At 67.4% G+C, this 12,839-nt stretch carries 11 protein-coding genes; 7 read left to right on the top strand and 4 right to left on the bottom strand.

Translation table 11 applies throughout. The features are described from left to right. Positions 1-4 precede the first annotated feature (4 nt). Positions 5-3,319 carry a bifunctional lysylphosphatidylglycerol synthetase/lysine--tRNA ligase LysX gene (gene lysX / locus ASD37_RS02645; RefSeq protein WP_056547681.1) on the bottom strand — a complete coding sequence of 1,105 codons (3,315 nt, stop codon included), beginning with the start codon at positions 3,317-3,319 and terminating at the stop codon, positions 5-7. A 45-nt stretch (positions 3,320-3,364) separates the two neighbouring features. Then, positions 3,365-3,751, bottom strand: coding sequence for a DUF1844 domain-containing protein (locus ASD37_RS02640; RefSeq protein WP_056547678.1), 387 nt, complete (start codon positions 3,749-3,751; stop codon positions 3,365-3,367). Between the two features lie 251 nt (positions 3,752-4,002). On the opposite strand from ASD37_RS02640, the gene infC reads away from it, so the two are divergent. Genes infC through ASD37_RS02620 form a run of 4 tightly spaced genes read left to right on the top strand, consistent with a single transcriptional unit; the run spans position 4,003 to position 6,067 of the window. Beyond that, complete coding sequence (infC, locus tag ASD37_RS02635; protein WP_162253230.1) at positions 4,003-4,641, top strand: translation initiation factor IF-3; 639 nt, start codon at positions 4,003-4,005, stop codon at positions 4,639-4,641. A 24-nt stretch (positions 4,642-4,665) separates the two neighbouring features. Continuing rightward, entirely contained in the window at positions 4,666-4,860 is a 195-nt protein-coding gene (rpmI, locus tag ASD37_RS02630) for a 50S ribosomal protein L35 (protein WP_056547671.1), read from the top strand. A gap of 53 nt (positions 4,861-4,913) precedes the next feature. Continuing rightward, positions 4,914-5,303: a 50S ribosomal protein L20 gene (gene rplT / locus ASD37_RS02625; protein ID WP_056547667.1), complete on the top strand. Its 390-nt coding sequence runs from the start codon at positions 4,914-4,916 to the stop codon at positions 5,301-5,303. A 2-nt stretch (positions 5,304-5,305) separates the two neighbouring features. Then, positions 5,306-6,067, top strand: coding sequence for an RNA methyltransferase (locus ASD37_RS02620; protein WP_056549710.1), 762 nt, complete (start codon positions 5,306-5,308; stop codon positions 6,065-6,067). Here ASD37_RS02620 and ASD37_RS02615 read toward each other — a convergent pair. Beyond that, positions 6,057-7,304 (bottom strand): acyl-CoA dehydrogenase family protein, encoded by a 1,248-nt coding sequence (locus ASD37_RS02615; protein WP_056547662.1) that lies wholly within the window; start codon positions 7,302-7,304, stop codon positions 6,057-6,059. The two genes, ASD37_RS02620 and ASD37_RS02615, sit on opposite strands and share 11 nt — an antisense overlap. Positions 7,305-7,593: 289 nt before the next feature. Between ASD37_RS02615 and ASD37_RS02610 the strand changes: the two genes are divergently transcribed. After that, entirely contained in the window at positions 7,594-8,472 is an 879-nt protein-coding gene (locus ASD37_RS02610) for an adenylate/guanylate cyclase domain-containing protein (protein WP_056547659.1), read from the top strand. On the opposite strand, the gene ASD37_RS02605 is transcribed toward ASD37_RS02610, so the two are convergent. Further along, entirely contained in the window at positions 8,462-9,013 is a 552-nt protein-coding gene (locus ASD37_RS02605; protein WP_370072156.1) for a hypothetical protein, read from the bottom strand. The two genes, ASD37_RS02610 and ASD37_RS02605, sit on opposite strands and share 11 nt — an antisense overlap. 224 nt (positions 9,014-9,237) lie before the next feature. On the opposite strand from ASD37_RS02605, the gene ASD37_RS02600 reads away from it, so the two are divergent. Both ASD37_RS02600 and ASD37_RS02595 read left to right on the top strand, forming a co-directional pair. Beyond that, positions 9,238-10,749, top strand: a complete 1,512-nt coding sequence (locus tag ASD37_RS02600) for a carboxylesterase/lipase family protein (RefSeq protein WP_056547652.1) — start codon at positions 9,238-9,240, stop codon at positions 10,747-10,749. 94 nt (positions 10,750-10,843) lie between these two features. Further along, the gene (locus ASD37_RS02595; RefSeq protein ID WP_056547649.1) at positions 10,844-12,787 is read left to right on the top strand and encodes a primary-amine oxidase; all 1,944 of its coding nucleotides are present in this window, start codon (positions 10,844-10,846) and stop codon (positions 12,785-12,787) included. The last annotated feature ends 52 nt before the right edge of the window (positions 12,788-12,839 follow it).

Here is a 12,839-nt window from a genome sequence, read left to right as displayed (position 1 = left end):
ACCCCTAGCGGGGCTTGGCCAACGGGAAGGGCAGCGTCTCGCGGATGCTGCGTCCGGTGATCAGCATGACGACGCGGTCCACGCCCATCCCCAGTCCACCGGTCGGCGGCATCGCGTACTCCATGGCCTGAAGGAAGTCCTCGTCGAGCTCCATCGCCTCCGGGTCGCCGCCTGCGGCAAGCAACGACTGCTCCTGCAGTCGGCGGCGTTGCTCGACGGGGTCGGTCAACTCGCTGTAGGCGGTGCCCAGCTCCACGCCCCAGGCCACCAGGTCCCACCGTTCCGCCACCCCGGGCAGGCTGCGGTGCGGGCGGGTCAGCGGCGAGACCGACGTCGGGAAGTCCTTGTAGAACGTCGGAGCCTCGGTGCGGTCTTCGACGAGGTGTTCGTACATCTCCAGCACGACGGCGCCTTCGTCCCAGTGGGTCTGGTACGGAATCCGTGCCGCATCGGCGTAGCGCCGCAACGTCGCCAGGTCGGTGTCGGGGGCCACGTGTTCCCCTAGCGCCTCGGACACGGCGCCGTGCACGGTCTTGACGGCCCACTCGCCGGAGACGTCGACCGGCTCGAGCGTCCCGTCCTCCCGCGGTCGCATGACCACGTGGGCACCGTTCGCCGCCAGTGCGGCGTTCTGGATCAGCTCGCGGCAGCCGTCGATCCACACGTTGTAGTCGGCGTGGGCCTGGTAGGCCTCCAGGAGGGTGAACTCGGGGTTGTGACTGAAGTCCACGCCCTCGTTGCGGAACGCGCGGCCCAGCTCGAACACCCGCTCCACCCCGCCGACGCAGAGCCGTTTGAGGTAGAGCTCGGGTGCGATCCGAAGGTACAGCGCCAGGTCGTAGGCGTTGATGTGCGTGACGAACGGTCGCGCGTTCGCGCCGCCGTGGATCTGCTGCAGGATCGGCGTCTCGACTTCGAGGAAGTCCTTGGCGAACAACGTCTCTCGAATCGCGTGCAGGACGTTGCTGCGAGCGCGGATGAGGTCGCGGGACTCGGTGTTGATGGCCAGGTCGACGTACCGGGTACGCACCCGCGCCTCCTGGTCGGTGAGGCCCTTCCACTTGTCCGGCAGCGGGCGCAGGCACTTGCCGATCAGCCGCCACCCGTCGACGAGCAGAGACGGGGTGCCGGACTTGCTGGCGCCCATGGTCCCGGTCACCTCGACGAGGTCGCCGAGGTCGATGGCCTTGGTGAAGTCGGCGTTACTGCCCTCACTCAAGCGCGAGTTGTCGAACAACAGTTGCACTTCGGCCGACCAGTCGCGCAGGTCGGCGAACAACACCGAACCGTAGTCCCGGATGCGAAGCACCCGACCCGACACCGTCACGGTCTCGCCGGCGGTCTCGAGTGCAAGCGCGACGGTGTGGCTGGGCGCCACCCCGACGGGGTAGGCGTCGACGCCGTTGTCCTGCAACGCCTTCAGCTTGGCCATCCGGACGCGGACTTGCTCAGGAAGGCGGTGGACGGCATCCTCGGACGGCCCCTCGAGCCCAAGCCCGGAGGTGTCGGGGGCGCTGCCGTCGGGATGCAGCCTGCCCGAGAGCACCAGCGTCTCCGGCGCCGAAATGTGTTGGCCGGTGTGTTGGCCGGTGTGTTGTTCGGCCCGACGGCTGAACGGCAGCACCAGGAAGCCCTCGGCGATGACCGACGCGACACCGACCCGAGGTATCAGGCGGGCGTCCTCGTAGCACGCGAAGCGGGGCACCCATTCGGGCATGTACTTCATGTTCGAGCGGTACAGGGTCTCGAGCTGCCACCAGCGCGAGAAGAACACCAGCAGCGCCCGCCACAACCGGGCCACCGGCCCTGCGCCGAGTTGGGCGCCCTCCTCGAACGCCGAACGGAACATGGCGAAGTTCAGCGAGATGCGGGTGATGCCGATGTCCGCGCCCTGCAGGCACAGCTCGCTGACCATCAGCTCGTTGGTGCCGTTGGGGGACTGGGGGGAGCGCCGCATCAGGTCAAGCGACGCGCCGTTGGTGCCCCACGGCACCAGCGACAGCATGGCCACTACCTCGTCCTGCTCGGTAACCGCCTCGACCAGCATGCAGTCACCGTCGGCCGGATCACCCAAGCGGCCCAACGCCATCGAGAAGCCGCGCTCGGTCTCGGTGTCGCGCCAGTCGTCGGCCCGCTTGATGACGGCGGCCATCTCCTCGGGGGTCAGGTCGCGGTGGCGGCGGATCTGCACGGTCAGACCCGCCCGCCGGGCCCTGGTGACAGCCTGCCGGACCGGCTTCATGTCGGAGCCGGACAGCTTGAACCTGTCCGGGTACAGAATCGCCTCGTCGCCGAGTTCGAGTGCGTTCAGGCCGCCTTCCCGAAAGGCTTGGGCGGCAGCGGCGCTCGCGCCCATCACACCGGGCGCCCACCCGTAGGACTGGCACAGCGTCAACCAGGCGCCGATCGCGGCGGGCCACGATCGAGGATCACCGAGGGGGTCACCGCTGGCCAGACACACGCCGACCTCGACGCGGTAGGTGATCGCGGCGCGCCCGTTGGGGGCGAACACCACCGACTTGTCCCGACGGGTGGCGAAGTATCCCAGCGAGTCGTTCTTGCCCCAGAGCTCGAGCATCCCGCGGATCGCGGACTCGTCCTCTCCGGTGAGCGCGTTCTCGGCGCGCTGCGACTGGAACAGGACGACGGCGGCCACCATCAGCGCCACCGCTCCGAACAGACCGAGCAGGGCGTTGACGAAGACGTGGGGGTGGTGGCCGTCGAAGGCGTCGGCGTCCACGCCCGCGAACACGACGACGCGGTTGGCCGCGTAGGGCAGGCGCTCGTCACTCTCGAGAGAACCGGGGAACATCTCCAGCAAGCCCCAGCCGACGAGGATGCCGATCGCCATCCCGGCCGCCAGCGTGGCCGCGGCCTTGATCAACGCGCCGCGCCGCACCCTGGCCCAGAACTCCTTGCGGGCCAGCACCAGGAAGGCGATCGCGGCGACGTGGAACACAAGGCCGATCACCTCGCCGATGTCCTCCATCACCGACTCGGGACCCGTGGAGAGGTCGCCGACGTTCCAGCCGACCGCGGCGACCATGTAGAGCACCAGGATCCACCAGGCGACGCTCTTGCGGGCCGCCAGCGCCGCGGCCAGCAAGGCGAGGACGAACGCCCACGCGAAGCTGGTGTCGGGGAAGTTGAAGATGTAGTCGTTGACCCACTCGCGCGGCACCCTGATCGCCCATCGCACCAACGGCGAGATGCTGGCGATCAACGACAGCGTGGCGATGATGCCGACGAGCCATCCCGCGGCGGCGGGCACCCATCGGAACGTCGACGTTCGATGCTGCTTCGAGCTAGTCAGCGTCATAGGCCGCGACAATATTCGCTCTGCCCGCGAAATGGTTGGCAGTGGCTACCAGACGGGGCCGGTGAACTTTTCTCCCGGACCCTGGCCGGGCTCGTCGGGGAACGCGGAGGACTCGCGAAACGCCAACTGCAGTTGCTTGAGTCCGTCGCGAACCGGTCCGGCGTGCGGGCCGAGGTACTCCGCCGACGCCTTCACCAGCCCCGCCAGCGCCGTGATCAACCTGCGCGCCTCGTCCAGGTCGCGGTGCGGCGATTCGTCGGGGTCGTCCTCCGACAGGCCCAGCTTCTCGGCGGCGGCGCTCATCATCATCACGGCTGCCCTGGTGATCACCTCGACGGCGGGTATTTCGGCGAGCTCGCGGACGGACGGCTCTGGCCTCTGGGGGGAGGTCGAGGGGAAGACGTAATCGGGGAGTTCAGGAACCTCGGTCATGCCTGTTAGACTGGCACGTGCGACCGTCCCGGCCTACGCCAGGACAGCAAGTGGAGTCCCGCTCCCACCGTTGACCTTCCAGGTACAACGGTCCGGTCACACCCACCGAGAGGTGAGTGTTCTGTGCATTCGTACAGGCGACGCAAGTCGTGATCGGTCGGCATCGGGCCCTGTCATGTACAGGGCCTTTTCGCTCTGTATGGGCGGATGGCTGATGGTGTGGACTCCTCGAAGACTACATAGGAGGCCCCATCAGCACTGAGACCCGCATCAACGAGCGCATACGTGTACCTGAAGTCCGTCTGATCGGACCGAACGGTGAGCAGGTAGGCATCGTGCGCATCGAAGATGCACTCCGCGTCGCCGCGGATGCCGATCTCGACCTCGTCGAAGTTGCTCCGGCTGCGAAGCCGCCAGTCTGCAAGATCATGGACTACGGCAAGTTCAAGTACGAGACGGCACTCAAGGAGCGCGAGTCTCGCAAGAACCAGCAGCAGACCGTCGTCAAGGAACAGAAGCTGCGACCCAAGATCGACGACCACGACTACGAGACCAAGAAGGGTCACGTCGTCCGCTTCCTCGAGGCAGGGTCGAAGGTCAAGGTGACCATCATGTTCCGCGGACGCGAGCAGTCGCGGCCCGAACTCGGCTACCGCCTCTTGCAACGGCTCGGCGCCGACGTGGCCGACTACGGCTTCGTCGAGACGTCCGCCAAGCAGGACGGTCGCAACATGACGATGGTGCTGGCTCCTCACCGCGGCGCCAAGACCAAGGCACGAGCGGCACACGACGCCGCTGCACCCCAGGCTCAGCGCGCGGCTCCGGCTCCCGCCGAGCCAGTCGCGGCACCGCCGAGTGACGCACCACCTGCTGCTCCATCCACGACCTGATCCACCACTAGAACCGAGGACTCCATGCCCAAGGCCAAGACCCACAGCGGCGCCTCCAAGCGCTTCCGGAAGACCGGCACCGGAAAGATCGTGCGCCAGAAGGCAGGTCGCCGACACCTGCTCGAGCACAAGGCGACCAAGCGCACCCGCAGGCTCGACGGCCGCGCCGTGGTGGCGAAGAACGACGCCAAGCGCATCAACAAGCTGCTCAACGGCTGACCTGACACGTCTTTCTAGGCCCCAACCTGACCCGCTCGAGATAGGAACACCCCATGGCACGCGTCAAGCGCGCACTAAACGCCCACAAGAAGCGGCGTACCGTACTCAAGGCTTCCAAGGGCTACCGCGGCCAGCGGTCGCGGCTCTACCGCAAGGCCAAGGAGCAGCAGCTCCACTCGTTGACCTACGCCTACCGTGACCGCAAGGCTCGCAAGGGCGACTTCCGCAAGCTGTGGATCACGCGCATCAACGCCGCGGCCCGCGCCAACGGAATCACCTACAACCGGCTGATTCAGGGCTTGAAGCTGGCCGGTGTCGAGGTCGACCGCAAGAACCTCTCCGAAATCGCCATCAGCGACGAGGCAGCGTTCACCGCACTGGTCGAGGTTGCCAAGGCAGCCCTGCCCGAAGACGTCAACGCGCCGTCGGGCGAAGCCGCCTGACACTGCTCACCGAGAAGTCCAATCGGGTAGCTGCGGCAATCAAGCTGCAGCGTCCGATTGGACGCCGCCACGCCGCACGCTTTCTCGCCGAAGGTGCCAACCTCGTCGAGTCCGCGTTGCGGCGTGGTCTCGTAGACGAGGTCTTCGTCACCGAGGCGGCCGCCGAGCGGTTCGGTGATCTACTGGTCGACGTCCCGGTTCAGCTGGTCACCGAGCGCGCCGCAAAGGCGTTGTCGGACACCGTCACTCCCGTCGGGCTCGTGGCGGTCTGCCGGATGCCCGAGGCGTTGCCGGCCGACGTGCTGTCGGCGCCGCGGCTGGTGGCCGTCGCCGTCGACACCGCCGATCCCGGCAATGCGGGCACGCTGATCCGGCTGGCCGATGCGATGGGGGCCGACGCGCTCGTGCTGTCCGGCGATGGAGTCGACCCCTACAACGCGAAGTGCCTGCGGGCCTCCGCCGGCAGCATCTTCGGAGTGCCGGTGCTGGAGATGCCCGACACCGCCGAGCTGGTAGACGCGCTGAGAGCCGCCGGGCTGCGGGTCCTCGCCACGACGCTCGACGGCGAGACGTCCCTCGAGGACGCCGACCTGTCGGTGCCGACGGCGTGGCTGTTCGGCCCCGAAGCGCACGGGCTGTCCGACGACGTGGCCGCCCTCGCCGACGCCCGCGTGCGCATCCCGATGGCGGGAAGCGCCGAGAGCCTCAACGTCGCTGCGGCAGCTGCGATCTGCCTGTATCAGAGTTCGCGGGCTAGCCGCTGAGCAGTCCGCGGGCCACGTGGGTGATCTGGACTTCGTTGCTGCCCGCGTAGATCATCAGCGACTTGGCGTCGCGGGCCAGTTGCTCGACGCGGTACTCGGTCATGTAACCGTTGCCGCCGAAGACCTGAACGGCCTCCATCGCGACGTCGGTCGCCGCCTGCGAGCAGTACCACTTCATCGCCGAGGCCTCTGGCAGCGAGATCTGCGTACCCGTCTGGGCGGCTTCGATGGCCCGAAACAGCATGTTGCGCACGTTGATTCGGGCCACCTCCATACTCGCCAGCTTGAGCTGAATCAGTTGGAACTGGCCGATCTCCTGGCCCCACAGCCTGCGTGACTTCGCGTAGTCGACGCACAGCCGCAGACATTCCTCGATCACGCCGAGTGCCATCGCGGCGACACCGATGCGTTCGGCAGAGAAGTTGGAGCGGGCGCTGTCGCGACCGTCGCCCTTGTCGTTGTGCTCGGTCTCGCCAAGCAACCGATCGCGGCCCAAGCGCACGTTGTCGAAGAACAACTCACCGGTCCGCGAGCTGTGAATGCCCATCTTGCGGAACGGCTTCGACTGAACGAAGCCTTCCATGCCCTTGTCGAGCACGAACGTCAGCACCTTGCGGTCGCGCTTGTCGGCGCCGTCCTTCTCGTCCAGCTTGGCGTAGACCACCGTCACGTCGGCGTCGGGACCGTTGGTGATGAACGTCTTCTGTCCGTTGAGGACGTACCCGTCGCCGTCGCGCACCACGTAGGACTTCATGCCACCGAAGGCGTCGGAGCCCGAGTCCGGCTCGGTGATGGCCCAGGCGCCGATCTTCTCGTAGGTGACGAGCTCGGGTAGCCAGCGTTCCTGCTGCGCCAGGGTGCCGCGCGACGCGATCGTCGGAACGGTCAGGCCAAGGCTGACGCCCACACCGGTGACCAAACCCATGCTGACGCGGCACAATTCGCTGATCAACACGAACCCCATGCCGGCCTGCGCACCGCCGCCGCCGAACATGCCACCGCCCGACGACCCGCCGCCGGAGGAGGTACCCCCGCCGTCGCGCATCGAGGCCAGTCGCTTCTCCAGCGACTCCTTGGCCATCGCGTCGATACCGAAGGTGGAGAACAACTTTCGGATGACCGGGTACGGCGCCATGTCGCCGCTCTCCAGATCGTCGACGTGCGGGCGGACCTCACGGTCGACGAACTCTCGGACCGCGTCGCGCACGGCGACGTCTACGTCTGACCATTCGAGCATGTGTTCAGGCAGCCCTTTCCGGCTAGTGCCGACCACGCGCTGGGCGCAGGCCTGCGAGGGAGAACGTGGTGCGCCTCAGGGACATAGTGCACCGGAAGGCCTCGGCGGTCGCGTGGGGGACCCTTGACCCACCCCCAAGGCATTCGTGACAACGCACGTTGTCCACAAGGGCCCCGCGGCGCGGAGCCTTCGTCACCCGATCGTGCGTCGTCCATCCACGCCGACGTAAACCTGCATGAAACGCACCGGCCTCCGGCTGCCCGCGAGAGCGACACCTAGTCTGGTCGACGTGGATGCCGAATCGTTCGAGGAACGGTCCGACGAGGAGGACGGCGGCGGCGGCGGCCCACTGCGCTGGTTGAGGAGCACCAACCACAACGACGGCCTCGTCGCCTTCGTCAGACGCGCCCGTCGAGTACTGCCCGGTGACCCCGACTTCGGGGATCCGCTGTCCGTCGCCGGTGTCGGTGGCCCGCGAGCGGCGGCGCGTGCCGCCGACCGCATCCTGGACCGTCACGCCGCGTCACGCGAGGTCAGCCTGGCCGGCCTTCAGGTGTGGCAGGCACTGACCGAGCGCGTGTCGGGCCAGCCGGCCAACCGCGAGGTGACTCTGGTGTTCACCGATCTCGTCGGATTCTCGGACTGGTCGCTGCGTGCCGGGGACGACGCCGCCCTCACCCTGGTGCGGCGGGTCACCCAGGTGACGGAGCCGCCGCTCCTGGAGGCCGGCGGGCAGATCGTCAAGCGAATGGGCGACGGGTCGATGGCGGTCTTCGCCGACCCCGCCACCGCCGTCAGAGCCGTGCTGCAGGCCCTGGACGCGGTGAAAACCGTTGAGGTCGGCGGCTATACGCCGATGATGCGCGCCGGCATCCACACCGGACGACCACAGCGGATCGGGTCGGATTGGCTGGGCGTCGACGTCAACGTGGCGGCGCGAGTGATGGATCGCGCGACCAGGGGCGGGCTGGTCGTGTCCAACGTGACACTGGCGGGGATCTCCGACGAGGCCTTCGAGACCTTGGGGATCACGGTCAAACGCGTTCGCAAGCAATTGTTTTCGGCGAAGGCGCCCGGTGTTCCCGACGATCTCGTCATGTACTGGGTAAAGGCTCGCAAGGGTCCGTCGGATACCGACGGGGTCGACGCGGAAGTCGTCAGCAGCTGAAACGCAGTCCGATGCCCGCGGGCGGCGTCGTCGTCTTCAGACAGCCGAACGGCTCGACACCTCGAGCACTCAACGCAACCGCGGTTCGATGGCCGTAGTCGACGCAGAACGCGCCTGCGGCATCGGCGCGGCATCGATAGCTACCGAACGCCAGCGTCTGACCGGGCGGTAGCTCGGAGCCGGTGCCGGCACCGAACGGGCCCGGGTCACCGTGTGGCGATCCGACGTCGACGGTCGTACCCGTGAAGTCGACCCAGTTGGCCTTCCATGCCGATTCGACACCGGCGGGGCGCGGTGGCGGATCCGTCAGCTTCACCAGGCACGCCAAGGCACCGTCCCGATAGCGGTTGGTGACGCAGTTGGTCACCCCACCCGCGGTCGTGAACGCGACGCCCTCACCAAGGTCGGTGGTGTCGGCGCCGCGGGTCATCGAGTGATAGCCGGCGACGTCGGCCGGCGTTCCGGCCTCGATCCACCCGATGACGTCGGCGATCGAGGCGCCCCGTTGCGGCGCCGCGGTGGGCGCCTGTGACGGCTTCACGAGCCGAGTCGACGTCGGACTGGGTTGGCGCGGGCTGCTCGTCGTGCTGGTGGAGGACGTGGATCCTGGGCCGTCCGTTGACCCGTCCGTACCGCCGGAACAGCCCGCTAGCAGCGCAGATACGGCGACCAGGAGGGCGATTCGCATGTCGCCCAGGGTAACGGTCGCAATCCGACTGGCCCGTCAGGCACGTCGGGGGCGCGGTTCTTCGCTAACGTCGGGTCATGCACGATCGCACCATTCGCGTGACCGTCGACAGTGGAGTCATCGAGGGTTTCACCGCCGACGGGGTTCACCGCTGGCGGTCCGTCCCGTATGCCCGCCCACCCGTGGGGCCGTTGCGGTTGCGTGCCCCCCAGCCGGTCCAGCCGTGGCCAGGGGTTCGCTACTGCCACGGGTTCACCTACTGCGCGCCGCAGGAGCGCAAGTACACCCTCCTCGGCCTCGGCAAGTTCCAGCCGATGAGCGAGGACTGTCTGACGCTCAACGTGGTCGCGCCGGAGAATCCTGGCAACGACGGGCCCCTGCCGGTGATGTTCTTCATCCACGGCGGCGGCTACATCCTCGGCAGCTCGGCCACCCCGATCTACGACGGCGCATCCATGGCCCGGCGCGGCTGCGTCTACGTCTCGGTGAACTATCGGCTGGGTGCGTTGGGATGCCTGGATCTCTCGGCCCTTTCGACGCCCGAGCACCCCATCGAGGACAACCTGTTTCTGCGGGACCTGGTCATGGCCCTGAGGTGGGTCCGCGACAACGCCGCCGTATTCGGTGGCGACCCGGACAACGTGACCATCTTCGGCGAGAGTGCCGGTGCCCACGCGGTCGCAACCTTGATGGCCGTGCCTGAGGCCAAAGGCTTTTTCCAGCAAGCGATCTCGGAAAGCCCGGCCAGCGGCATGGCGGGACCACCCGACGTCGCGGCCGCCTTTGCCGACGACTTCGTCCGCGAGTTGGGCGCCACCCCCGAGCATGGGGCTGCCGCTGTGATGAACGCCAGGCCCGCCCAGCTGATCGATGCGCTGAATGCCGTCATGCGACTCGGCATGACGGAGATGCGGGGCGCCTTCCCCGTCGGACCGACTTACGGCACCAAACTCCTGCCGCAAGACCCCTTGCAGGCCATGCGCGACGGCACCGCCCACCGGGTGCCGCTCATCGTGGGCACCAACCGCGACGAGGGACGGCTGTTCACCCGGTTCCTGCAACTGCTGCCGACGACGGAGCCGGCGATCGAGTTGCTCCTCGCCGACTCCGACGTCGAACTGAGGGAGCGAATCACCAAGGCCTACCCCGGCTACCCGAGCCCGAGCGCCTGCATCCGCCTCGGAGGAGACTTCGCCTTCGGGACCGCGGCGTGGCAGATCGCCGCCGCGCACGGGCAGCACGCCCCGACCTACGTCTACCGCTATGACTACGCGCCCCGCACGTTTCACCTCTCGGGCCTCGGCGCCACGCACGCCACGGAGTTGTTCGCGGTGTTCGACGTCTACCGCACCCGGTTCGGGTCACTGATGACCGCGGTCGCCGATCGTCGCTCGGCGCGCCGGGTGTCGAATGACGTGCAGGCCAGATGGCGCTCGTTCAGCCGCACCGGAGCGCCGGGTGACGGCTGGCCCCGGTACACCGCCGACGAGCGTGCGGTGATGGTCTTCGATCGTCATTCGCGTCTCGAACACGACCCCAACGCCGACCGGAGAAAGGCGTGGGAGGGTTTCACACTGACGTCGAGCTGAGGCCGGTACGGGGCGAGGGAAGCGACGGGGAAAGCTAGGGCGAGTTTCCCGCGATCCTCTCGCGCGCCTTGCGTCGACGTGGTCGAGTGGTGAGGTGACGCACCCACTCGATCCACTGTCATCCGACGAGTTCAGCGCTGTCGCTGCGGTGTTGCGCCGCGAGCACCAGGTGGAGGCCGCCGCGGCGTCGGGTTCCGGGTTGGGGTGGCGGTTCGCCTCGATCGAACTGGTCGAGCCATCGAAGGAGGAACTGCGGCGGTTCGAAGACGGCGGCGACGTGCCACCTCGCCGCGCGACGGCGATCTGCTTGGACCGATCGGCCAATGCCACCTACAAGGGCGTCGTCTCGCTCAGCGCCGACCGGGTCGAGTCGTTCGATCACGTACCCGGCGTGCAGGCGAACTTCACCGTCGACGAGTTCGTCGAATGCGACCAGCTTCTGCGCAAGCACCCCGACGTGATCGCCGCGCTCGCCAAGCGGGGAATCACCGATCTCGACAACGTCTTCATGGACACCTGGACGTTCGGCGACGCGGTTGCCCCTGCCGAGTTCCGCTACCGCAGGCTGGGTTGGTCGGACACCTGGCGCAAGGACGCGCCCGGCGCCAATCCGTACGCCCATCTGGTCAGCGGCCTGCACTGCGTCGTCGACCTGAACACCATGGAGGTGCTGCGGGTCGAGGATGACGGGGGAGTCGAAACCCCGGACGTCATGGGCGAATACGTGCCCAAGCACGTTCCGGAGCGCATTCGCGCGGCGTCGACGCGGGAGCCGCTCAAGCCGCTGCTCATCACCCAGCCCGAGGGCCCGTCGTTCACCCTGGACGGCAACCTGCTGCAGTGGCAGAACTGGTCGTTGCGCATCGGGTTCAACTACCGCGAGGGCATGACGCTTCACACCGTGCGCTACCGCGACGGTGACCGCGAGCGCTCGGTCGCGCACCGGATGTCGTTCGCCGAGATGATCGTCCCGTACCGCGACTCCTCGGTCGACCACTACCGCCGCACCGCCTTCGACATCGGCGAGTGGGGCCTCGGCTTCATGACGACCTCCCTGGAACTGGGCTGCGACTGCCTCGGCGAGATCCGCTACCTCGACGCCGTGATGCACGACAGCGCCGGGGAGCCGTACACCATCACCAACGCGATCTGCATCCACGAGGAGGACGGCGCCGTGCTGTGGAAGCACGTGGACCACGACGCCGGCGCCGAGGTGCGCCGAATCCGGCGCCTGACCATTTCGTTCCACGTGACGGTCGCCAACTACGAATACCTGGTCTACTGGCGCCTATATCAGGACGGCAACATCGAGTGCGAGGTTCGCGCCACCGGCATCATGGTCACCACGCCGCTGGCCGCGGGCGCCCCCAATCCGAACGGCACCCTGGTCGACGAGCGCACGTATGCGCCGTTCCACCAACACTTTCTGGTGGCGCGGCTCGACATGGACGTCGACGGCGCCGACAACACCGTCTTCATGTCGGAGTCCTACGCCGAGCCGATGGGCCCGGACAACCCGTACGGACTGTCGCTCGTCACGCGCAACGTCCCCCTGCGCACCGAGAGCGAGGGAATGCAGGACTTCAACTTCGACACCCAGCGGGCGTGGAAGGTCGTCAACACCAACGTCACCAACGGCCTCGGCACGCATCCCGCCTACAAGTTGGTGCCCGGCGGGGCGATCCCGGCCATGTTCGATCCCGCTTCGCCGGTCCTCAAGCGCGCCAACGTGATCGGACACACGCTCTGGGTGACGCCCAACTCGCCCGACGAACGTTGGCCCGCAGGTGAATTCGTCAACCAGTCGGCCGAGGACACCGGACTTGGGCGATGGACCAAGGCCAACCGGTCCGTCGAGAACACCGACGTCGTCCTCTGGTACGTGTTCGGCCTTCATCACATCACCCGCCCGGAGGATTGGCCGGTGATGCCGGTCGACGTGGTGTCCTTCTGGCTCAAGCCGTTCGGGTTCTTCGACCGCAACCCCTCACTCGACGTGCCGGCCACGGTGTCCGACGCCTGCCACGGACAGAGTTGACGCCTGTCAAGTTTTTCCGCGAAAACGGCATCTCGGGTGAATTTCACTGACT

It is taken from the genome of Mycobacterium sp. Root135, assembly GCF_001426545.1.
Classification (GTDB): domain Bacteria; phylum Actinomycetota; class Actinomycetes; order Mycobacteriales; family Mycobacteriaceae; genus Mycobacterium.
Note: the sequence above shows the minus strand (reverse complement) of the source record. Positions and strands in the feature narration are given on the sequence as shown.